This window comes from Janthinobacterium sp. P210005, assembly GCF_036231865.1.
In the GTDB taxonomy this organism is placed as follows: Bacteria; Pseudomonadota; Gammaproteobacteria; order Burkholderiales; family Burkholderiaceae_D; genus Janthinobacterium; species Janthinobacterium kumbetense.
In genome coordinates, this window is the sequence record NZ_JAZARC010000002.1 from 774,280 (window position 1) to 795,340 (window position 21,061).

24 protein-coding genes and 1 tRNA gene are annotated in these 21,061 nt (G+C 64.8%); 4 read left to right on the forward strand and 21 right to left on the reverse strand.

All coding sequences use genetic code 11. From position 1 onward, the window contains the following. Window positions 1-34: 34 nt before the first annotated feature. From VPH40_RS13455 to VPH40_RS13465, 3 genes are all read right to left on the reverse strand, one after another. Window positions 35-379 (reverse strand): hypothetical protein, encoded by a 345-nt coding sequence (locus VPH40_RS13455; protein ID WP_328573657.1) that lies wholly within the window; start codon window positions 377-379, stop codon window positions 35-37. 67 nt (window positions 380-446) lie between these two features. Next, window positions 447-1,268, reverse strand: coding sequence for a helix-turn-helix transcriptional regulator (locus VPH40_RS13460; protein WP_328573658.1), 822 nt, complete (start codon window positions 1,266-1,268; stop codon window positions 447-449). Then, window positions 1,258-1,803, reverse strand: a complete 546-nt coding sequence (locus VPH40_RS13465; RefSeq protein ID WP_099666021.1) for a YbhB/YbcL family Raf kinase inhibitor-like protein — start codon at window positions 1,801-1,803, stop codon at window positions 1,258-1,260. Before VPH40_RS13465 ends, VPH40_RS13460 begins: the two co-directional genes overlap by 11 nt. Before the next feature lie 220 nt (window positions 1,804-2,023). On the opposite strand from VPH40_RS13465, the gene VPH40_RS13470 reads away from it, so the two are divergent. Continuing rightward, window positions 2,024-3,181 (forward strand): PepSY-associated TM helix domain-containing protein, encoded by a 1,158-nt coding sequence (locus VPH40_RS13470; RefSeq protein WP_328573659.1) that lies wholly within the window; start codon window positions 2,024-2,026, stop codon window positions 3,179-3,181. A gap of 90 nt (window positions 3,182-3,271) precedes the next feature. Then, window positions 3,272-3,694: a PaaI family thioesterase gene (locus tag VPH40_RS13475; protein ID WP_076564607.1), complete on the forward strand. Its 423-nt coding sequence runs from the start codon at window positions 3,272-3,274 to the stop codon at window positions 3,692-3,694. Window positions 3,695-3,696: 2 nt separating this feature from the next. Here VPH40_RS13475 and VPH40_RS13480 read toward each other — a convergent pair whose 3' ends face one another. The 7 genes from VPH40_RS13480 to VPH40_RS13510 all read right to left on the reverse strand — a co-directional run bounded on the left by VPH40_RS13480 (window position 3,697) and on the right by VPH40_RS13510 (window position 8,681). After that, a complete protein-coding gene (locus VPH40_RS13480; RefSeq protein ID WP_328573660.1) occupies window positions 3,697-4,392 on the reverse strand; it encodes an anti-sigma factor in 696 nt (231 codons plus the stop codon). Beyond that, on the reverse strand, window positions 4,389-4,979 hold the full coding sequence (locus tag VPH40_RS13485; RefSeq protein ID WP_077398290.1) for a sigma-70 family RNA polymerase sigma factor: 591 nt from the start codon (window positions 4,977-4,979) through the stop codon (window positions 4,389-4,391). The genes VPH40_RS13480 and VPH40_RS13485 overlap by 4 nt, the downstream gene beginning before the upstream one ends. Window positions 4,980-5,197: 218 nt before the next feature. Next, window positions 5,198-5,719, reverse strand: a complete 522-nt coding sequence (locus VPH40_RS13490; RefSeq protein ID WP_251349675.1) for a peroxiredoxin family protein — start codon at window positions 5,717-5,719, stop codon at window positions 5,198-5,200. Window positions 5,720-5,812: 93 nt separating this feature from the next. Then, the gene (locus VPH40_RS13495; RefSeq protein WP_077398288.1) at window positions 5,813-6,499 is read right to left on the reverse strand and encodes a BON domain-containing protein; all 687 of its coding nucleotides are present in this window, start codon (window positions 6,497-6,499) and stop codon (window positions 5,813-5,815) included. After that, on the reverse strand, window positions 6,492-7,088 hold the full coding sequence (locus tag VPH40_RS13500) for a phosphoheptose isomerase (protein ID WP_034752465.1): 597 nt from the start codon (window positions 7,086-7,088) through the stop codon (window positions 6,492-6,494). The genes VPH40_RS13495 and VPH40_RS13500 overlap by 8 nt, the downstream gene beginning before the upstream one ends. Window positions 7,089-7,145: 57 nt before the next feature. Beyond that, the gene (locus VPH40_RS13505; RefSeq protein WP_099666026.1) at window positions 7,146-7,505 is read right to left on the reverse strand and encodes a YraN family protein; all 360 of its coding nucleotides are present in this window, start codon (window positions 7,503-7,505) and stop codon (window positions 7,146-7,148) included. Between the two features lie 9 nt (window positions 7,506-7,514). After that, window positions 7,515-8,681 carry a penicillin-binding protein activator gene (locus tag VPH40_RS13510; protein ID WP_328573661.1) on the reverse strand — a complete coding sequence of 389 codons (1,167 nt, stop codon included), beginning with the start codon at window positions 8,679-8,681 and terminating at the stop codon, window positions 7,515-7,517. A gap of 213 nt (window positions 8,682-8,894) precedes the next feature. On the opposite strand from VPH40_RS13510, the gene rsmI reads away from it, so the two are divergent. After that, window positions 8,895-9,803, forward strand: coding sequence for a 16S rRNA (cytidine(1402)-2'-O)-methyltransferase (gene rsmI / locus VPH40_RS13515; RefSeq protein WP_328573662.1), 909 nt, complete (start codon window positions 8,895-8,897; stop codon window positions 9,801-9,803). A gap of 5 nt (window positions 9,804-9,808) precedes the next feature. Here the strand turns inward: rsmI and VPH40_RS13520 are convergent, their stop codons facing one another. The 3 genes from VPH40_RS13520 to VPH40_RS13530 form a co-directional block, all read right to left on the reverse strand. Beyond that, a complete protein-coding gene (locus VPH40_RS13520; RefSeq protein WP_328573663.1) occupies window positions 9,809-10,246 on the reverse strand; it encodes a hypothetical protein in 438 nt (145 codons plus the stop codon). Further along, entirely contained in the window at window positions 10,185-10,796 is a 612-nt protein-coding gene (locus VPH40_RS13525; RefSeq protein ID WP_251349680.1) for a nucleotidyltransferase domain-containing protein, read from the reverse strand. The genes VPH40_RS13520 and VPH40_RS13525 overlap by 62 nt, the downstream gene beginning before the upstream one ends. Before the next feature lie 65 nt (window positions 10,797-10,861). Beyond that, the gene (locus VPH40_RS13530; RefSeq protein ID WP_328573664.1) at window positions 10,862-11,464 is read right to left on the reverse strand and encodes a hypothetical protein; all 603 of its coding nucleotides are present in this window, start codon (window positions 11,462-11,464) and stop codon (window positions 10,862-10,864) included. A 205-nt stretch (window positions 11,465-11,669) separates the two neighbouring features. Between VPH40_RS13530 and VPH40_RS13535 the strand changes: the two genes are divergently transcribed. Next, a tRNA-Pro gene (locus VPH40_RS13535) sits at window positions 11,670-11,746 on the forward strand. A gap of 105 nt (window positions 11,747-11,851) precedes the next feature. Here the strand turns inward: VPH40_RS13535 and VPH40_RS13540 are convergent. The 8 genes from VPH40_RS13540 to VPH40_RS13575 form a co-directional block, all read right to left on the reverse strand. Continuing rightward, window positions 11,852-12,772 carry a hydroxymethylglutaryl-CoA lyase gene (locus VPH40_RS13540; RefSeq protein WP_251349682.1) on the reverse strand — a complete coding sequence of 307 codons (921 nt, stop codon included), beginning with the start codon at window positions 12,770-12,772 and terminating at the stop codon, window positions 11,852-11,854. Window position 12,773: 1 nt separating this feature from the next. Continuing rightward, the gene (locus tag VPH40_RS13545) at window positions 12,774-13,706 is read right to left on the reverse strand and encodes a 2-hydroxyacid dehydrogenase (protein ID WP_328573665.1); all 933 of its coding nucleotides are present in this window, start codon (window positions 13,704-13,706) and stop codon (window positions 12,774-12,776) included. Between the two features lie 21 nt (window positions 13,707-13,727). Continuing rightward, window positions 13,728-15,755: an acetyl/propionyl/methylcrotonyl-CoA carboxylase subunit alpha gene (locus tag VPH40_RS13550; RefSeq protein ID WP_328573666.1), complete on the reverse strand. Its 2,028-nt coding sequence runs from the start codon at window positions 15,753-15,755 to the stop codon at window positions 13,728-13,730. A 94-nt stretch (window positions 15,756-15,849) separates the two neighbouring features. Next, window positions 15,850-16,896 (reverse strand): biotin synthase BioB, encoded by a 1,047-nt coding sequence (gene bioB / locus VPH40_RS13555; RefSeq protein ID WP_099666034.1) that lies wholly within the window; start codon window positions 16,894-16,896, stop codon window positions 15,850-15,852. 32 nt (window positions 16,897-16,928) lie between these two features. Continuing rightward, window positions 16,929-17,720 carry a dethiobiotin synthase gene (gene bioD / locus VPH40_RS13560; protein ID WP_328573667.1) on the reverse strand — a complete coding sequence of 264 codons (792 nt, stop codon included), beginning with the start codon at window positions 17,718-17,720 and terminating at the stop codon, window positions 16,929-16,931. After that, complete coding sequence (gene bioF / locus VPH40_RS13565) at window positions 17,710-18,906, reverse strand: 8-amino-7-oxononanoate synthase (protein ID WP_328573668.1); 1,197 nt, start codon at window positions 18,904-18,906, stop codon at window positions 17,710-17,712. The genes bioD and bioF overlap by 11 nt, the downstream gene beginning before the upstream one ends. A 1-nt stretch (window position 18,907) precedes the next feature. Beyond that, entirely contained in the window at window positions 18,908-20,236 is a 1,329-nt protein-coding gene (gene bioA, locus VPH40_RS13570) for an adenosylmethionine--8-amino-7-oxononanoate transaminase (protein WP_328573669.1), read from the reverse strand. Window positions 20,237-20,255: 19 nt separating this feature from the next. Continuing rightward, window positions 20,256-21,044 (reverse strand): enoyl-CoA hydratase/isomerase family protein, encoded by a 789-nt coding sequence (locus tag VPH40_RS13575; RefSeq protein ID WP_328573670.1) that lies wholly within the window; start codon window positions 21,042-21,044, stop codon window positions 20,256-20,258. Between the last annotated feature and the right edge of the window lie 17 nt (window positions 21,045-21,061).

Below are 21,061 nucleotides of genomic sequence, written 5' to 3' on the forward strand. Positions count from 1 at the left end.
GGGGCAGCCTGAAAAAGGAAAAACAGCGTGGGAACTACAACGAGGCGGCAGGCGGGCCGCGCACGGGCGGCAGGATGAGGGCGGCGGCGGGCGCCAGGGTGGCGGGCGCGATGGCCAGCAGGCGGTACGGCAATAACTGGGCGGGCGGCTCGGCGATGGCAGGCGGCACGGCGATGTCGGCCACCTTGTCGATGACGGTGGCGCACAGCGCGCACTCTTCCGCGTCGAGGGTCGTCTTGTGCAGGTGCGAGGCGGCCGTCGACAGCAGGAACACGAGGGCCAGCGCACTGAACAGCGCCACGCACAGCCGCCACGGCGTGCGCGCGAGGGCGGCGGCACCGTGATGGGCAAGCTTGCGGGTGGGCTGGCGGGAAGACATGGGCGCATAGTAGCAAGAAAATCGCCCCGCTGTCAGCGCTTGTTGCGTGATTTGCGCTGGATGAACTTTACAGGGTGGCGCGCAAGTCGCGCGGCGACAGGCCGTAATGCTGGCGAAAACGGGCCGCGAAGCGCGAGGGCGAGGCGTAGCCGCAGGCGGCGGCGATGTCGCCAATGGGTAAGATGCCAGATTGCAATTCTTGCAAGGCCAGGCCCAGGCGCACGTCTTCCAGGATGGCGCGGAAGTGACGTTGTTCCAGGGCCAGCTGGCGGCGCAGCGTGGACGCGCCCAGGTGCAGCTGGCTGGCGACCTTGGCCACGCTCCAGTCGGCGGCCGGGTCCAGCAGCAGCACTTGCTGCACGCGCGCGGCCAGCGGGTCGCGGCGGTCCAGCAGCAAGGGGCCGCAGTGGCCGCCCAGGGCCAGGGCCAGCAGCAAGCCTTCGGCCCGGTGCGCCAGCAGCGCGGGCGGGCTACCGGCAGCCAGGCTGGCCATCAGCTGGTCCCAGGCCAGCGCCGCGTGGTCATCGAGCGGCACGCACAAGCTGGCCGTGGCCGCCTGGCGCAGCTGGCCATCGACGAGGCTGCCATGGCGCGCGCGGAAACGGGCGATCAGGGCTGGCGAAAAACTCAGCACTTCGGCCCGGTAGCCTTGCGTGCCGGGCAGGTTGGCCACGCCCAGTTCCTGGCCCGCCGGCATCAGCACCACGTCGTGCGTCCCGGCGCGCGCCTGGCGAGCGCCCCATTCCAGCAGTTTTACTCCCTGCCGCACGCGGCACAGGGCGCTCTGGAAGACGGGTACGCGGCGCAGGGTTTGCGCGCGGCGCGCCTCGATGGTGCCGTGGGCGATGCGCAGTTCGCTCAGGGCCACCGCTTCCATCTTATCTTCCATACAGTCCCGTCAGCTGTGCCTTGCCCAGCGCGTTGGCGTTGAGCATGTAGCCGAGCATGGCGCCGCTGGCCTGTTGATCCAGGGGCAGCTTGTCCACGCCCAAGGCCCAGACCGTGATCTGATAGCGGTGCGCCTTGTCGCCGGGCGGTGGGCAGGCGCCGCCGTAGGCGCTGTCGCCGAAATCGTTGCGTCCTTGGATGGCGCCCGCTGGCAGGGTGCCGGCCGTGGCGCCGCCCGGCAAGGAAGTGGTGCCGGCGGGCAGATTGAATACGCTCCAGTGCCACCAGCCGCTGCCCGTCGGCGCGTCCGGGTCGTACAGGGTGACGGCGTAGCTTTTGGTGCCGGCCGGCGCGCCGTGCCACGACAGCTGCGGCGCCAGGTTGCCGCCCGTGCAGCCGAAGCCCTGGAACACTTGCGCAGGTGCCAGGGTCTGGCCAGGGGCGATGTCGGTGCTCGATACCGTGAAATCGGCCGCGTGGGCGCCCAGGTGCAGAGCGAGGCCCAAGGTGGCGGCGAAGAGGCGGGCAGTGGTCATGGTTTTCCTTTCGATGAAGTATAGGGGAAAGTGTATGCCTTGCAACATTCCTCCGCGATGCCGATGCGCTCGCTGATGGTGCCGAAACGCTCGGTTTCCTCCAATTCGCGCGTTCTGATGAGCGTGTTGTATGGTTCTTCCCTTTCTTGCCGCACGTGATTTTCACTGCAGGGCTTTCATGCTATCGTTTCGCAGCCCAAAATTCCCAGAGTCCCCCTTCATGTCCAAGCGCCCGATCCCATGGCTGTTAGCCAAGCTGCACCTGTATGCGGGCCTGTGGTTCGGCGCCCTGTTCGTCCTGCTGGGCTTGACGGGGTCCGTCATCGCCTGGATGCCGGAACTCGATGCGTATCTGAATCCTAATTTGTTGCAGGCGAGCACGCCCGCGCCCGGCCAGGTGTTCCAGGTGACGCCACGCACGCTGCAAGCGGTGGTGGACGCACTCGCGGCCGACCCCGCCTACGGCAAGCCGAGCCAGCTCAATCCGCCCGCCGATGCGCGCGACGTGTACGTGGCCTCGTACCGCCAGGCCGGCAAGCCGTCGCCATTCAGCCAGGCCATCGTGCGCCAGGTGATGGTCGACCCCTACACCCTGCAAGTCAAAGGCGAGCGAGACTGGGGCCGTTTCGGCCTCACGCGCCCGCTGTTGATGTCGGGCATGTTTCATTTGCACCGCTATCTGCTGTCGGGCGACGCGGGCAAGACGGTCACGGGGATTTCCGGCGTGATGCTGCTGCTGATGGCGCTCACCGGCATCTATCTGTGGTGGCCGCGCCTGCAGTGGACGGCGATCAAGCGCGCGCTGACGGTGTCGCATGGCGGTTCCTGGCCCCGTTTTCACTACACGTTTCATAAGGCGGCGGGCTTCTTTGCCGCGCCCGTGCTGGCTGTGCTCGCCTTTTCCGGCATCTATTTCAATTTGCCGCAATTGATCGTGCCGCTGGTGGAGCTGGTGTCGACGGTGCCGGATACGGCAAAATTGAAGAATGTGGCGCAGGACGGCGCCGTGCTCGATGCGGGCCAGGCCATGGCCGCCGCGCAGCTGCTGTATCCGCAGGCGCGCGTGTCGCGCATCGTGCTGCCGGCGAAAAAGGACCAGCCGTATGACGTGCGCGTGCGCCAGCCCGGCGAAATCGCCCACGGCGACGGCGCCACGCGCATCACCCTGGACGCGCGCAGCGGCTTGCCCTTGCGCATACGCGATCCCTTGCGGGCGCCGGCCGGCGACGTTTTCCTCGGCTGGCAATTCCCCCTGCATTCGGGCCAGGCGTTCGGCGTGGCCGGGCGCGCCTTCATTACCGTCTTCGGTTTGATGCCGCTGCTGTTCTTGCTGACGGGCAGTTTGGTGTGGTGGAAACGGCGGCGTGGCCGGAAATAGGCGGTTGCCAAACCGCTGCGGGGAAAGTTGCTATCATCATAGTATTTTCCGGAAGATCCGCTGTCCGGATTCACCCGCACAAGGACCCGCATGAGCAATCCCGACATCACCGTAGCAATGTTGAATGAACGCGGCACCGGCCGCCTGCCCGGCCACCTGGGCATCGTCATCACGGCAGTGGGCGACGGCCAGCTGACGGCGGAATTGCCCGTGCTGCCGCACTTGCTGGCGCCGAATGGCTACCTGCATGCGGGCAGCGTGGTGACCCTGGCCGACACGGCTTCCGGCTATGGCTGCATCGTCAACCTGCCCGAAGGCGCGAGCAATTTCACCACCATCGAGTTGAAATCGAACCACCTGGGCACGGCCCGCGAAGGCACGCTCACCTGCACGGCGAAAGTCGAGCACAAGGGCCGCAACACGCAAGTGTGGGATGCCGTGGTGAAAAGCAAGGAAACGGGCAAGACTATTGCCCTGTTCCGCTGCACGCAGATGATTCTGTATCCTAAATAAGCTTAGATTTTCACCCAGTTACCCTTGTACAAGATTGGTCCCGTCGGTCCGTTCGGATCCGGCGAACCGCCTTTCGGCTCCAGGGTGACGGCCAGCAAGGCCACGTCGCTGCCGATGGCGCGCTGCGACAGGGCCAGTTTCACGTTGCCCTTGTCTGCCAGCAAGCCGAGCGAACGTGGGTTGCCGCTCTTCGGCACGGCCCACAGTTCCAGATCCTTATCACTCGGCACGGGCGAGTTGTCGACCATGCGCACCTCGAGCGCCCCATGGCGGCTGTCGGCCGTCAGCAGCAGGGCCGTTTGCGCTTTCTCGTCCGTCAGGCTGGCCACATAGCTGATCTGCGGCGCATCCATCACGCGCGTGGCCACGACGATCACCAGCAGCGCGGCGATGGCGCTCGACGCCATGCCCAGGCCACGCCAGAACGCCAGCGAATCGCGCAGCCAGGACTTGCCGCCCTGCGGACGCAGGTGCAGGCGCTGCTCGATCTGTTGCCAGACACGCTTGGGCGGCGCCACAGGCGTGGCAAATTCGGCCATCGGTTCCAGGCGCTGGCGCCATTCGGCCGTGATATTGCGCAAGTCGGCGTCGTTGTGCAGCCAGCCTTCAAAACGCCGCCGCGCGCCCCCTTTCAGGGTGCCCAGCACGTATTCGGACGCCAGTTTCTGGCGCAGCACGTCATTGCCGCGGATATTCATGATGCCTCCCGTTTCGCCAGGCACGTGCGCAGCCGTTCCAGGCTGCGCCGTATCCAGGTCTTCACGGTGCCGATCGGCAGCGACATCTGCTGCGCCACTTCGCTATGCGACAGGTCGTGATAGAACGCCAGGGCGACCACCTGCCGGTGCAGCCCTTCCAGGGCGGACATGCAAAACGCCAGCGCCTTGGCGTCACCGCTCAGCTGCAGTGACTCGATCGGCGTGGCCTGGGGGTCTCGGAGTGCATTCATGACTTCGCTATCAAACTGTTCGGCATCGATTTCCACGGTATCGTCGCTGCGCCGCAGCACATCGAACGCCTTGTTGCGCACGATGGTGGCCATCCAGGTCATCGGCGCCGCCAGATGGCTCTGGTAAGCGGCGGCGTTGTTCCAGATGGCGACGAACCCCTCTTGCAAGGCTTCTTCAGCGAGCTCTTGCTTATGCAATATACGCAGCGCAAAGCCAAACAGTTTCGATGAGGTGGAGTTATATAGCTGGCGGAACGCGGTGGCGTCCTTGTTGCCGGCGGCGAGCAGCCAGGTTTTCAGTTGCTGCGGGTCGAGCGATTGGGCGGCTGGGGACACGGCTGGCCTTCACAAGGTGAGTGGGATCACGCAAGGGAAGGTTATAACAGATTGGCAACACCTGGCAACAGGGTTTTGTGTGGTGCTCCCCTCGTCTTCAACGCCTCACAGAAGCGTAGCGAGCGGAAGTGAGTTGCGGCCGAGAAGCGGAACTGTGCTTGAGCACAGTGAGCATCGCAGGCTGCAAATCGCGACGCGCAGTAGCTTATGTGAGACGTTTAGCCGGCGATGGCGGATTCGAGCAGCTTGTGCAGTTCAGCGAATTCCGGCTTGCCTACGTAGCGCTTGAGGATCTTGCCCTGTTTGTCCAGGACGAAGGTGGTGGGCGTGAGGGCCACGTCGCCGTAGGCCTTGGCCGCCTCGCCCGTCACGTCGAGCGCCACCTTGAACGGCAGCTGGCGCGTTTCGGCGAAGTTCAGCACGTAGTTGGCCGGATCGTATTTCATGGCCACGGCCACGAATTCCAGTCCCTGCCCCTTGTACTTGTTGTAGGTGTCGACCATTTCCGGCATTTCCGCCACGCAAGTCGTACACGAGGTGGCCCAGAAATTGACCATCACCACCTTGCCGCGCAGGCTGTTTGACGTGATTTTCTCGCCATGGATGCCGTGGAAGGTCACGTCCGGCGCGCTTTGCTTGTCATTCAACGACAGATAGCCGGCTGCTGCCACGCCCGCCACGACGACGGCTATCAGGGCTGGCTTGATCCAGGACTTGCTTGCGGATGGCGAAGTTGACATGGTTTTCACTTGAAAAGCGGGGCGATGCGGCCACGATGCGACTATTATAGCCGCCGCATCGTCGGCGCGCCCTAGGTCGGATGGCGGAGGCGCTTACTGCTGTACCGTGTCGCTGACGGTGCTCGTCGTGCGCTGCTGCGGCGGGTCCGGCTGCAATTGCTTCAGTTCCGCTTCCGAGATGTAGTCGAACAGCTTGACCACTTTCTGCACGCCGCCCACGCCGCGCGCCACGTCGGCCGCGACCGTGCCTTCGCGCTGGGTGACTCTGCCCATCAGGAAGACGGTGGCGTTCTCGGTGACGACCTTGAACGAGGCAGCCGAGATGGTTTTCATGTCGACCAGGCTGGCCTTGACCTTGGTGGTGATCAGCGCGTCGTTCGAGCGCGAGGTATAGCTGGCCGGGCCGGCGATGATCAATTCATTCGCCACCGATTCCACGCCCTCGATATTGCGCACTTCGCGCTCGACGGCATTTTTCATCGCCTCGTCGCGCACTTCGCCCGTCAGCAGGACGCGGCGGTTGAAGCTGGTGACGTTCACGTGGCCCACGTCGCCCACGATGGAGGGGATGCGCGACTCGCCTTTCAGGGCGATCGACTTGTCTTCGGTCTGCGCGCCCAGGGTGCGGCGGTCCGCTGCGGCCACGCCGCCCATCACCGCGCCGCCGACCATCAATTCGATGCAGCCGGTGAGCGAGGTAAGCATGGCGCCGCACAGCAGTGCGGTGGCCAGCGGGCGTTGTACGCGTTTCCAGCCTGGGCCAGTACCGAATTTAGTCATTCACGTCTCCTCCGAATAGGGCGACATCGATGCCGTCGCAGATGCAATGTATGGTGGTCAGATGGACTTCCTGGATGCGCGCCGTGCGCTCGGCCGGCACGCAGATATGCACGTCGGCGTCCGTCAGCATCTTGCCGATGGCGCCGCCGTCCTTGCCCGTCAGCGCCACGACGCGCATTTCGCGCTCGAGCGCCGCTTCCACGGCCGCCATCACGTTGGCCGAATTGCCCGACGTGGAGATGGCCAGCAGGATGTCGCCGGCCTGGCCGAACGCCTGCACCTGCTTCGAGAAGATCTCGCGGTAGCTGTAATCGTTCGCCACGGCCGTCAGGATGGACGTATCCGTCGTCAGCGCCAGGGCCGGCAGCGGAAAGCGCTCGCGTTCGAAGCGTCCGACCAGCTCGGCCGCGAAATGCTGGCAGTCGGCGGCGGAACCGCCGTTGCCGCAGGCGAGGATCTTGTTGCCGTTGGACAATGCATAAAACATCAGGTCGATCGCCTGCGCAATCGGTTGCGCCAGTACGGTGGCGGCCTGGATCTTGAGTTCGGCACTTTCGTGGAAGTGCGAGAGGATGCGTTGATTATTCATAGTCTGCCGATTATAGTGCAGGCGCGCGGCATGGCGGACAAGCACTGTTAAAAATGCTTACATATCGAGGATGTTCTTCAGCCAGCTGATGCGCCCGCCATCGATGGCCAGCGCGTCGAAGCGGCAAGGCGGCAGCGTCTTTTGTGTCAGCAGCCAGGTTTGCGCGGCCAGCACCATGCGCCGCTGCTTGGCCGGCGTGATGCTGGCCAGGGCGCCGCCGTAGGCTGTACTGCTGCGCAGCCGCACTTCGACGAAAACGATGGCGGCGCCGTCGCGCATGATCAGGTCGAGTTCCCCGCCCTTGCACAGATAGTTGCGTTGCAGCAGCACCAAGCCTTGCAGCAACAGATACGCGAGCGCATCGTCTTCCCCTTGCCGTCCCCGTTCCCGTTTGTTCCAGAAAGCGAAGGGCGGCATGGCGTGTCCTTATTGCGCCGGCGGCAAGGCGGCCGGTGTTGTTGCCGTGGCCGGCGGCCAGGTACCCAGCACGCCCTGCTGGTAGGTGGCGGCCTGTTCCGTGCGTTCGAACACGCTTTGATCACCGTCGAAGCGCACGGCCAGGCGGCCCGTCACGCCATCGAGGGTAAATGGCGCGTTCGGCCGCAGCGCCACTTCGCGCGCCACGCGGAAGGCATCGATGCCCAGCGCGTACAGGCGTTCCATGTCGGCCGTCAGCCGGCGTTCGGCAGGCTGCTCGGGCTGTGGATACACCATCACTTGCGGATGGTCGCGCTGCACTTGCCATGGCAAGTCCAGCAGGCGCGCACCGTCGAGTTCCGGGCCGCTGGCGCCGCGTCCGGCGCCGGGATTCAAGGACGAGGTGCCATACAGGGGCAGATCGCTGCCGATGGCCACGCGCAGCTGGCGCGCCTGGTCGGCGTCGAGCGCGGCAAACAGCAGGCCCGGCGGCGTAGCGGCCAGGCGCGCGCGCAGCTGCACCAGCTCGGCATCGCTCAGGTAGCCATTCGTGGCCGTCAAGTCCATGGTCTCGATCTTGCCGCCCTGGCGCAGCCATTCCTGCTTGAAGGCGGCGCTGATGCGGCGCTGCGAGGGCGAACCGGCCGACAGGACCAGCGCGCTGGCGCCCGGCTGTTCGCTGGCGGCCCAGGCGGCGACCTGGCGCGCTTCCGCCTCGATCGACAAGCCCATCACCAGCAGCTTGGCCGGCAGGCGCGCCTCGCCGCGGTTGTCCGGGTGGTTCAGGGCAATCGTCGGTTTACGCACCAGGTCGCTGTTCGCCACGGCCGTGACGGCCGAGCGCGACAAAGGCCCCACGACGATGTCCTGTTCTTCCTGCGCTTGCGCAAACTTGTTCAGGACGTCGCTGCTGCCATCGCCCGTATCGATCACCGTCACTTCGAAGCCGCTGCGGTCGCGCTCGTACGCGGCCATGAAGCCGGCGCGCAGCAATTCGGCGGCCGGGCCCAGGGAAGCCGATCGCAGCGGCAGCAGCAGGCCGATGTGGTGGACATTGCCGTCGGACGGCGCCGGCGCCGTGGCGGCCGGCATGTCGAGCGGCGTGCCGGTGGCCGGTTTGTTCTTGATGGGCGCCAGCGGCGCGCCGTTGCCGTCGTACGCGGTAATATCGGGCACGGCCACGGCGAAAGTGACGGGTTCGGGTGCGGGCGGCTTCGGCGGCAGGGGCGGTGGCAGCGGCTTCGGTGGCGGCAGCGCCCTTGTGTTAGATTCAATAGGCGCGCACAATTGCCCGGGCGCGTCGCAAGGCGTGCTGCAAGCGCTCAGCATGCCGGTCGCGGCACAAACAAGCAGTAACTTCACACTATTAGCAAGCATTTAACCTCCAAAATGACCGTACAAGAAATCAGTTCCATCGCCAGCCTGCCCATCATGACAGAGGCGGCGCACCAGGTCTATCCTATCGCAACATTGTATATAGTGGCCACGCCGATCGGCAATGTGACCGATATCAGCCTGCGCGCGCTGCATTTGCTGAGCCTTGCCGATGCCGTCGCCTGTGAAGATACGCGCAATACGGCGCACCTGCTGACGCGCTTTGGCTTGAACAAGCCGTTGATTGCGGCGCATCAACATAACGAACGCGAAGTGGCGCAAACTTTGATTGCCCGCCTGCATGCAGGCGAGCGCATCGCCCTCGTCTCCGACGCCGGCACGCCCGCCGTGTCCGACCCGGGCGCGCGCATCGTCGACGCCGTGCGCGCGGCCGGCTTGCGCGTGCTGCCCATGCCCGGCCCATCGGCGGCGATCACGGCCATTTCCGCCAGCGGCTTGCTGAATGACCAGTTTTACTTTGTCGGCTTCTTGCCGGCCAAGGCCAAGCAGCGCGAAAACATGCTGCACAGCCTGCGCGGCGTGACGGCCACCATGGTGTTCTATGAAGCGCCGCACCGCATCCTCGATTGCGCCACGGCCCTGGCGGCGGCGTTCGAGCCGACGCGCCAGGTGGTGTTTGCGCGCGAACTGACGAAACTGTTCGAGGAAATCCACCGCTGCCCCCTGTCCGAGGCAGAGGCGTGGATACGCGCCGATGCGCACCGGGAAAAGGGAGAATTCGTCGTCCTGCTGGAAGGCGCCACGGAAGCGCAGGACGCGGAAGACGTGGAAGCGGAACGCATCCTGAATATCTTATTGGCCGAATGCAGCGTCAAGCAGGCGGCGAATTTGACGGCGCAGATCACGGGCCGCAAGAAAAACGCCCTGTATGAACGGGCGTTGCAGTTGAAGGGGCAGGAATAAGGCGATCAGGACGGTGGCTGGACATCGAGCGCCTGTGCCGCCGCGAGTAGTTGTTGCGCATGCTCGATCAACTCGTCGACAAAGCCCTGCGTGACATCCAGCTCGCCCTCGTATTCCGCCAGGTTGCGCTTCTTGTGCGCCTGGCTTAACAGCAGCCATTGCTGTGGCGTGAAACCCAGCGTGTGTTCCAGGCTTTGAAAGACGAGATAGCGATTGTCGCTGCGATAACCATGTTGACGCAGCGCAGACAAGGCAGCTGCATGCGCGGCGTTATACGCCAGGTCGAAGCGGCTTTCCAGCGACAGTATCGACTGCCTGGCATCGCGCAGGCGCACGGTGGCCGAGCGCAGCAAGCCGGCCCGTTCGCGGGCGTCCGGTGGCTCAGCCTTGAGCTGGCCGATGCGTGCCAGGTTCGCCAGCGCCGGTGAGCTTGATGAAGTCATCATTGGCTCCTTTGACAAAAATCCTGGGCTGGTCGAGGACCCGCACCACGAACGACTTGCCGTCGTCTATTCTTTGCCGCCATTCTGCCGGCGTGTACAAGGTGGGATTGATGCTGCGTCCCAATTGGTGCTCTGCCGGTTGCAGCGCCGCCAGTAGCTGGGCGTTCGATGCCATGCTGCCGATCACCATCAGGTCGATGTCGCTGTGTGCGTGTTCCGTGCCCTTGGCCATCGAACCGTACACAAAGGCCAGATCGATTTCCTGCCAGTATGGCTGTAGCGCCACGCGCAGCACGTCGGCGACGCCAAAGGTTTTCAGCACGATGCTGCGCAGTTCGTCGAAGATGGGTGCCGCGTGATTCGCCTGATAATGCTTTTGGTTGCCCACTTTTTTCACCGTGACCAAGGCCGACTTCTCCAGCTTGGCCAGCTCGCGCTGCACGGCGCCCGACCCCATGGCTGCGAAGGCGATGATTTCATTCGCATAGAAAGAGCGTTGCGCCTGGCCAAAGAGCAAGGCCAGCACGCGTTGCTGTGTCTTGGAAAACAATGTGTCTGCATAAATACCCATATTGGGTATGATAGTACCCAATATGGGTAGAGTCAATCACGTCTTCACCATTTGCAGCCGCTATCCTTCTTGTCGAGCAGCATCAGCACGGGCGCCAGCAAGCCCGCGCCGGAATAGGCCGTGCGGCAATCGCCGCGCTTGCCTTGTGCGATGTCGCGCGCCAGCTGGGTTTCCGTTTGCAGCGGCTTGTCGGGGATTTGCCCCACGGCCGTGCCCACCTTGGACGGATCGCGTTCGCCCGCCATCTTGCGCGCCGTTTTTCTGGCCGCTTCCATGTCGAATTTCGGCGTTTCCGGGGTTTCTTGCCTGAAGGTATCGGCACTGGCCGCTGGCGTGGCCGGTGATGCCGGCACGACCGTGATGGCTTGCGGGCTGGCCGCTGGCGTCACGGTGGCCGCCGGCGTTTCCCGGACCGTGGCGACCTTTGGCTTGCTGATGGGCTTGGGTTCGCGTTTTGGCTTGACCACTTCGGCGGGCGGCGGCGGGGGCTTGGCGGCCAGCGGACGTATCCACACGGCGATCGATTCCACGCGCGGGGCCGTGTCCATCCGCGCGGCCGGCTGCACATGGCGCCATAGATAGATCAAGGCGCCATGCAGCAGCAGGGACACGGCGATGCCCAGCACGATGCCGCGGCGGTTCGGCATGGGCCGGCCGCCGTCGCTTCTTTCTATCCTGAACTCCATTGCCGTCGTCACCTTCATGTCTGATCGGGAAAACTTGCCAAGCCAGTGTCGCATACTTCAATCGTTTTGAAAAATACATGGGTTCCAGTGCCGCGCGTAAATAATTTACACAGAGTTTCACCTGACCCTTGACCGAAATCGATACGGCCTGTATTATCTTGGTCTTCGGAGTGTGGCGCAGCCCGGTAGCGCACCTGGTTTGGGACCAGGGGGTCCAAGGTTCGAATCCTTGTACTCCGACCAAATTTGTAGAAAAAAACCCAAGAGTTTCGACTCTTGGGTTTTTTTTCGTCTGTAGCGCCTGCGGCGCGAGGCCGGCAGCAAAAAGGGGCCGCAGCCCCTTTCTATTTATCCCAGGCGTTTCGCCGCGATGGCGTTGCCGGCCCGGCTAGAACCTTTGCGCCCCAGCTGCTGCGAGATGAACTGGCCCGCATCGACGACCAGGTCCAGGTCGATGCCGGTGGCAATGCCCAACCCCTGCATCAGGTACAGCACGTCTTCGGTGGCCACGTTGCCGGTGGCGCCCTTGGCGTACGGGCAGCCGCCCAGGCCGGACACGGACGAGTGATAGATCGCGATGCCCGTTTCCAGGCTGGCGTAGATGTTCGCCAGCGCCTGGCCATAGGTGTCGTGGAAGTGGCCGGACAGGCCTCCCACGTGGAAAGCCTGGATCGCGCGCTCCATTACCGCCTGCGTCTTGCGCGGCGTGGCCACGCCGATGGTGTCGGCGATGTCGATTTCGTCGCAGCCCAGGTCGCGCATGCGTTTCACCACGTCGGCCACGGCGTCGAGCGGCACGTCGCCCTGGTAGGGGCAGCCGAAGGCGCAGCTGATGCTGCCGCGCAGGCGCAGGCCGTGTTCCTTGGCCGCTTTCGCCACGCCTTCGAAGCGGGCGATCGATTCGGCGATGGAGCAGTTGATGTTCTTTTGCGAGAACGCCTCGGAGGCGGAGCCGAAGATCACCACTTCATCGGCCTGCGCCGCCAGCGCGGCATCGAAACCCTGCATGTTCGGCGTCAGCGCCGAATAAATGGTGCCGGGGCGGCGCGCGATTTTCTGCATGACTTCCGCGCTGGTGGCCATCTGCGGCACCCATTTCGGCGACACGAAGGACGCCGCCTCGATATTGGCGAAGCCGGCCAACGTCAGGCGGTCGACCAGTTCGATCTTGACGGCGGCGCTGATGGTTTCCTTCTCGTTTTGCAGGCCGTCGCGCGGACCCACTTCGACGATCTTGACCTGCTTGGGCAGACTGGTAGTAGGGCTCATCTCAATATCCTTGCAAACGGTTGACGATGCCGGCGACAGAGTCGCCGGCGTGCAGGCGGCGCATTTTGGCGGCGATTTGCGCCACGCTTTCGCGGCGCAGGGTGGCGGCCGAAATATGCGGCGTGATGGTGATGCGCGGTTCTTGCCAGAACGGGTGCTGCTGCGGCAGCGGCTCGTTGCGGAACACGTCCAAGGTCGCGCCGGCGATGTGCCCGGAGCGGATCAGGGTCAGCAAATCCGGTTCGGCGAGATGCGCGCCGCGCGCCACGTTGATGATGTAGGCGCCCGGCAGCAGCATCGACAGGCGTGCGCGGTCAAGCAGGTTGTGCGTATCCGGCGTGAGCGGCAGCATGCAGACCAGCACGCGCGTGCCGCGTAAAAAGGCTTCGAGTCCCTCTTCGCCCGCGTAGCACTGCACGCCGTCGACGTGTTTCTGGCTGCGGCTCCAGCCCCGCAGGGGGAATTCGAACTGCGCCAGCGCTTGCAGCACGCGGGTGCCCAGCACGCCCATGCCCAGCACGCCGACGGGGAAATCCCCCTTGTCGAATGCGGGTAGCGGTTGCCAGATGCCGGCGCGGCCCTGCGCCTCGTAGTCGTCGAAACGGCGGAAGTGGCGCAGCACGGCATGGCTCACATATTCGGCCATCTGCACGCCCATGCCCGCGTCGTCGAGGCGCACCAGCGGCACGTGGGCCGGCAGCGCCTCGCCGAATTTCAGCAGCGCGTCGACGCCCGCGCCCGTGTTGAAGATGGCTTTGACTTCGCTCAATACGGGCAGCATGGTGGCGGGCGGCTGCCACACGACGGCGTAGTCGCAGGGCGCGAACGACTCGCCCTCGCGCCAGAAGACAATCTCGGCTTCGGGCAGCAAGTCACGGAAGTCGCTGATCCACGCCGCTTCCTTGCCATCCGCGCGCTGTAACAGGATGCGCATCGAGGTTTCCAAGAGCGCTCCTCAGGCGGCGGCCTTGAAGGCCAGCAGCGGCGCGCCATCGGCCACCTGGTCGCCGACCGCGTACAGCACCTCTTCCACCAGGCCGTCGTGCGGCGCGGCGATCGTGTGCTCCATCTTCATCGCTTCCATGATGACCAGCGGCTCGCCCTTCTTGACGTCCTGGCCTTGGTTGACCAGCACGGCGACGACCTTGCCCGGCATCGGCGCCGTCAGGCGGCCGCCTTCCGCTTCCGTTTCGCCCGCATGCGCCATCGGGTCGCTGTAGTGCAGGGTGTGGTGCAAGCCGCTGGTGAACACGTGGAATTGCTCGCCGTCGCGCAGCACGGTGCCATGCACGGCACGCTCGCCCAGCTTGATGTGCAGCTCGTTGCCTTTGCGCGCCGTCAAGGTCAGGGGCTGGCCGTTGAACAGCCAGCCATCCGTCTGGTAGGCGATGCGCGCGGCATAGGCCTTGCTGTCGCCGGCCAGCGCGAATTCGTCGGCAAACGCCAGGCTGCGTCCCAGGGTGCTGTTCAAGCGCCAGCCCAGGGCATTGCCCCACGGGTCGGCGCGGTTGGCCGATTGCGCTTCGGCGGCCGCTTTTTCTTCCAGCAGCAGGGCCACGGACGCCAGCGCCAGGGCCGTGTCGGGCGCCGCCTGCAGGGCGGGGAACAGCGACGCTTGATTGCGCTCGATCAAACCCGTGTCCAGGTCCGCGCTGGAAAATGCCCGGCCTTCGACCAGGCGTTTCAGGAAGGCGATATTGCTGGCCAGTCCTACGATCTGGTATTCCGACAGCGCTTGCGCCATGCGCGCCAGCGCTTCGCGGCGGTCCGCGCCCCAGACGATCAACTTGGCGATCATCGGGTCGTAGAATGGCGAAATCGCATCGCCTTCGCGCACGCCCGAATCGATGCGCACGGACGCCGGCACGACCGTGCCACCCAGTTCGAACGTCACGGCCGATGGCGACTGCATGTGGCGCAGGGTGCCGATCGACGGCAGGAAGCCCTTCTCCGGATTTTCCGCGTAGATGCGCGCCTCGATGGCGTGGCCGTGGATCGCCAGTTCGCTCTGTTTTTTCGGCAGCGGCTCGCCAAAGGCGACGCGCAACTGCCATTCCACCAGGTCGGTGCCGGTGATCATTTCCGTCACCGGATGCTCGACCTGCAGGCGCGTGTTCATCTCCATGAAGTAGAACGAACCATCCTGGTTGGCGATGAATTCCACCGTGCCCGCGCCCACGTAGCCGACGGCCTTGGCGGCGGCGACGGCCGCTTCGCCCATGGCTGCGCGGCGCTCGGCCGGCATGCCCGGCGCCGGCGCTTCTTCCAGCACCTTTTGATGGCGGCGCTGCACCGAACAATCGCGCTCGAACAGGTAGATGCAGTTGCCGAGCGTATCGGCGAACACCTGGATTTCGATATGCCGCGGGCGCGACAGGTATTTTTCGGCCAGCACCTTGTCGTCGCCGAAAGAGCTGATCGCTTCGCGCTTGCACGAGGCCAGCGCGGCCTTGAAGTCGGCGCTGTTGTCGATGACGCGCATGCCCTTGCCGCCGCCGCCGGCCGAAGCCTTCAGCAGGACGGGGTAGCCGATCTTGTCTGCTTGCGTGTGCAAAAAGTCCGCATCCTGTTCCTCGCCATGGTAGCCGGGCACCAGCGGGACATTCGCTTTTTCCATCAGCGACTTGGCTGCCGATTTGGAGCCCATGGCGCGCATGGCGGACGCCGGCGGGCCGATGAAGACGAGGCCCGCCGCGTGGCAGGCGTCGGCGAAATCCGCGTTTTCGGACAGGAAGCCGTAGCCGGGATGGATCGCCTGCGCGCCAGTGGCCAGCGCCACGGCGATGATCTTGTCGCCGCACAGATAGCTTTCCTTGGCCGGCGCGGGGCCGATCAGGACGGCTTCGTCGCACACGGCGACATGCTTGGCGTTGGCGTCCGCTTCCGAATACACGGCGACGGTCTGGATGCCCATGCGGCGCGCGGTAGCGGCGACACGGCAAGCGATTTCGCCGCGGTTGGCGATCAGGATTTTAGTGAACATGGTCTCTCTCTTTGCAGCTCGTGGCTGGAAGTTTTTTATCTGAGGTGTCGCGATGAAGGAATGCGCCCTGGTGGGGCGCATTCCGATGGCTGGATCAGCAGCCGCACTTCTCTTTCTGTACCGAGTCCAGCATGGCGCCGCGCGTTTGCAGGCCCAGCTTGTTCAACAGGACGCGGTCGTCTTCCGCTTCCGGGTTGTCGGTGGTGAGCAGCTTGTCGCCGTAGAAGATGGAATTGGCGCCGGCCAGGAAGCACATGGCTTGCACGGCTTCGCCCATCTGGCGGCGACCGGCCGACAGGCGCACGCGCGCCTTCGGCATGGTGATGCGGGCCACGGCGATGGTGCGCACGAATTCGAACGGATCGAGCGCTTCCATGCCGTACAGTGGCGTGCCTTCCACCTGCACCAGGTGGTTGACGGGCACCGATTCCGGATACGGATTCAGATTGGCCAGCTGGGCGATCAGGCCCGCGCGCTGCAAGCGCGTTTCACCCATGCCGACGATGCCGCCGCAGCATACTTTCAAGCCTGCTTCGCGCACGCGGCCCAGGGTGTCCAGGCGGTCCTGGTATTCGCGCGTCGAGATGACGTTGTCGTAGAACTCGGGCGCCGTATCGAGGTTGTGGTTGTAGAAGTCGAGGCCCGCGTTTTTCAGGCGGTCCGCTTGTCCTTCTTCCAGCATACCCAAAGTAGCGCATGTTTCCAGGCCCAGCGCCTTGACCTTGGTCACCATCTCTTCGACTTTTTCCATGTCGCGCTCTTTCGGGCTGCGCCAGGCGGCGCCCATGCAGAAGCGCGTGGCGCCGTTGGCTTTTGCCTGGCGCGCCGCGTCGAGTACCGTGTCGATGTCGAGGATTTTTTTCGCTTCCACGCCCGTGTCGTAGCGGGCCGCCTGCGGGCAGTAGCCGCAGTCTTCCTCGCAGCCGCCCGTCTTGATCGACAACAGGGTCGCCAGTTCCACGTCGCCGTCGGGGAAGTTGACGCGGTGGGTTTGCTGGGCCTTGAACATCAGGTCATTGAATGGCAGGTCGAACAGGGCCAGCACGTCGGCGACGGGCCAGGTGGCCGCTTCCGGCACGGTGATGCGCGCCGCAGGGCGGTGCAGTTCGACGGTTTTTGCTGCTTCTTGGACTAAAGACATGGTGATTCCTTCGCTTCTATTTTTTAGCTACATTAAGTGTTGGGATGCTGCGCCGGCCAGTTGGGCAAGCCGGTGAAATCGAGATAGGACGCCGCCGCTTGCGCGCTCGGCTGCGCCAGGCGCGGCACCCTGCCCAGCAGCGGCGCCGGGATGCGCTCGATCAGCGCATCGATATTTTCGTCGAGGAAGCGCATTTCCACTTCCAGCGTGTTGGCGACCCAGCCGACGACCGTCAGGCCGCGCGCCTCGACGGCTTCCACCGTCAGCAAGGCCTGGCTGATGCAGCCCAGGCGCATGCCGACCACGAGGATCACGGGCAGGTCGAGCTGCTGCGCCAGGTCGGCCGAATCAAAGCCGGGCGACAGCGGCACGCGGAAACCGCCCACGCCTTCGACCACCACGGCGTCCGAGGCGGCGGCGATTTCCAGGTAGGCGGCCAGGATGGGCACCGATTCGATGCTGACGCCTTCGAGTGCGGCGGCGATGTGCGGCGCGGCCGGTTCCTTCAGCATGTAGGGCGTCGTCAGGCTGCGCAGCATGGTGACGTTGCCGGCGGCGATCAGGCTGTCGGCGTCTTCATTATGCAGTTCGCCGTCGCGCATTTCGGCGCCGGCGGCGACAGGCTTCATGCCGCAGGCGCGCACGCCGCGCGCGACCAGCGCGTGCAGCAGGGCCGACGACGTCAATGTCTTGCCGATTTCCGTGTCGGTGCCGGTGACGAAACAGGCAAAGCGCGAGGGCAGGCCGGCAATGGCCGGAGCCGGCTGCACGGCCGGCGCCAGGTCCGCCAGCACTTCCGTCACGATAGGATCATCAAGGCTCATGGCGAGTCCTTTCCAGGGTGTTGACTGCGTTGATCAATTGCGCCACTTCCTGCGCCGTGTGGCCGGCCGACAGGGTGACGCGCAGGCGCGCCGACCCCGCCGGCACGGTGGGCGGGCGGATCGCGCCGACCCACAGGCCCTGTTCATACAGGGTGGCGGCGATGTCCAGCATGTCCGCGTTCTCGCCGATGATGACGGGCTGGATGGCGGTCACCGAGGGCAAGGCTTGCCAGCGTTGCAGCTGCAGGCCGTCGTTCCATTGCGCCACCAGCGCCGCCAGGTGGGCGCGGCGCTGCCGGCCTTCCTCGCCGGCGATGATGTCCAGGCTGGCCAGCAGCGCATGCGCCAGCGCGGGCGCGGCCGCCGTGGTGAAGATGTACGGGCGCGCCTTTTGTATCAGGGTGTCGATCACGGCTTCGTGCGCGCACACAAAGGCGCCGCCCACGCCGGCCGACTTGCCCAGGGTGCCCACGTAGACGAGGTAGGGCGAATGCAGGTCGAAGTGTTCGAGCGCGCCGCGGCCGTTGGCTCCCAGCGCGCCGAAGCCGTGCGCGTCGTCGACCACCAGCCAGGCGCCGTATTGTTCGCACAGGGCCAGCAGCGCGGGCAGCGGCGCCAGGTCGCCATCCATGCTGAAGACGCTGTCGGTGACGACGATTTTCGTTTTTGCCGTGCTGGCCGCCAGCAGGGCCGCCAGGGCGTCGAGGTCGGCGTGCGGATATACGCGCGTTTTCACGCGGGCCAGGCGCGTGCCGTCGATCAGCGAAGCGTGGTTCAGCGCTTCCGAGAAAATCTCCGCGTCCGCGTCGCCCGCCGACAGGGCCGTCAGCACGGCCAGATTGGCCATGTAGCCGGTGCAGAAATACAGGGCGCGGGCGTTTTCCAGGTTGGCGCCCACGAAATTGGCCAGGCGCTCTTCCAGCTGCGCGTGGGCGCGGCCATGGCCGCTGATCAGGTGCGACGCGCCGCTGCCCGCGCCATACAGGTCGGCGCCCTCTTTCAGCGCCGCGACGATGCGCGGATGCGACGCCAGGCCCAGGTAGTCATTGCTGCAAAAGGCCAGCATGGCGCGGCCGTCCACCGTCAGGCGCGGCGCGCACGGCGTGTCGACGGTGCGGCGGCGGCGGATCAGGCTGCGCTCTTCCAGCCCTTGCAGCTGCTGTTGTAATCGGGCGATCAGTTCCATCTCAGGCCCCGATCACATGATTGAAGACGGCCAGGGTCTGCTGGCCCAGGCCCGCGATCTCTGCGTCGTCGAGGATGTACGGCGGCATCAGGTAGACGGTGGAGCCGATGGGGCGCATCAACAGTTCATGTTCCAGCGCCGTGCTGAAGAAGCGGCGCGAAAAATCGGGCGCCGCATCGACGGCGTCAAACGCCCAGATCATGCCCTGCTGACGGAAGTTTTTTACCTTGTTATGCTGCGCCAGCGGCGCCAGTGCTTGCGTGATCTTCTCGGCACGCACGCGGTTGGTGGCCAGCACGTCGTCTTCCTCGAAGATGGACAGCGTCGCCAGCGCGGCGCGGCAGGCCAGCGGGTTGCCCGTGTACGAGTGCGAATGCAAAAAGCCGCGGCGCACGTCGGTGCTGTAGAACGCCTGGTAGATGTCTTCGCGCGTCATCACCAGCGATAAAGGCAGATAGCCGCCGCTGATGCCTTTCGACAGGCAGACGAAGTCGGGCCAGATGCCGGCCTGTTCGCAGGCAAAGAAGGTGCCCGTGCGGCCGCAGCCGACGGCGATTTCATCGAGGATCAGATGGACTTGATAGCGGTCGCACAGGGCGCGCACCAGCGACAGGTACAGCGGGTCGTGCATGGCCATGCCCGTGGCGCACTGCACCAGCGGTTCGATGATGATGGCGGCGATTTTTTCTGATTTCTGCTGGAACAGCTGTTCCACTTCGGCCGCCGCGCGGCGCGCCACGTCTTGGGCGGACTCGCCTTCGGCCGCCTGGCGGAAGTCGGGCGACATCACCGTCTGCGTTGCCCGCAGCAAGGGGCCGTAGGCATCCTTGAACAGGGCGACGTCCGTGACGGCCAGCGCGCCGATGGTTTCGCCGTGGTAGCTGCCTTTCAGACAGACGAATTCCTGTTTTTCACCCTTGCCGCTGTTGCGCCAGGCGTGAAAACTCATTTTCAGGGCGATTTCCACGGCCGACGCCCCGTCGGACGCGTAAAAGCTGTGGCCAAGCACGCCGCCCGTCAAGGCGGAGAGCTTTTCCGACAGCTCGATCACCGGTTCATGCGTAAAGCCGGCCAGCATCGCGTGTTCCAGGCGGTCCAGCTGGTCCTTCAGCTCCGCATTGATGCGCGGATTCGCGTGGCCGAACAGGTTCACCCACCAGGAGCTGATGGCGTCCAGGTAGCGTCGTCCTTCGTGATCATACAGCCAGGCGCCGCGGCCGTGGCTGACGGGGATCAATGGGACCGTCTCGTGGTGCTGCATTTGCGTGCACGGATGCCACACGCTGCGCAGACTGCGTTCGACCCAGCCCGATTGTTTTTCTGCTTTCAAAACTGCTCCAATGATATTGCTAGCCCATGAGCCAACTCGGCTTGCGCTTGTCGAGGAACGATTGCACGCCTTCGCGTCCCTGCTCCGAGGCGCGGATCTGCGCGATGCGCTCGGCGGTGTCCGCCAGCAGCGCGTCGTCGACGGGTTGGCCGACGATCTCGCGCACCAGCGTTTTCGCTTGCGCCACGGCGTGCGGGCTGTTGCCCGTCAGCGCTTTGAGCACCTCGGCCGTTTTCGCGTCCAGCGCGTCTGCCTCGACTACCTCGTGGGCAAAGCCGATGCGCAGCGCTTCCTGAGCGGAGAATCGCTCGGCGGTCAGGAAATAGCGGCGTGCCGCGTTTTCGCCCATGGCCTTGATGACATACGGTGAAATAGTGGCGGGAATCAGTCCCAGCCGCACTTCGCTCAGGCAGAAATGCACGTCTTCCGCAACCAGAATGATATCGCATGCGGCGACGAGGCCCATGCCGCCCGCATAGCAGTCGCCCTGGACCTTCGCCACCACGGGTTTCGGACACAGGTAAATCGTGCGCAGCATCTGCGCCAGCTGCAGCGCGTCGGCCTGGTTTTCGGCATGCGTGTAGCTTGCCATCTTCTTCATCCAGTTCAAGTCCGCGCCGGCGCAAAAGGCGGCGCCATTCGCGGCCAGCACGATGGCGCGCACCATGTCGCTGCGTCCCAGACCCTCGAAGGCGCGCGCCAGTTCGGCGATCGTCGTCTCGTTGAAGGCGTTGCGCACGTCCGGGCGGTTCAGGGTCACGGTGGCGACATTGCCTTCGATGACCAGCTTTAAGGTTTCAAATTCCATTATCTTCTCCCTGAATG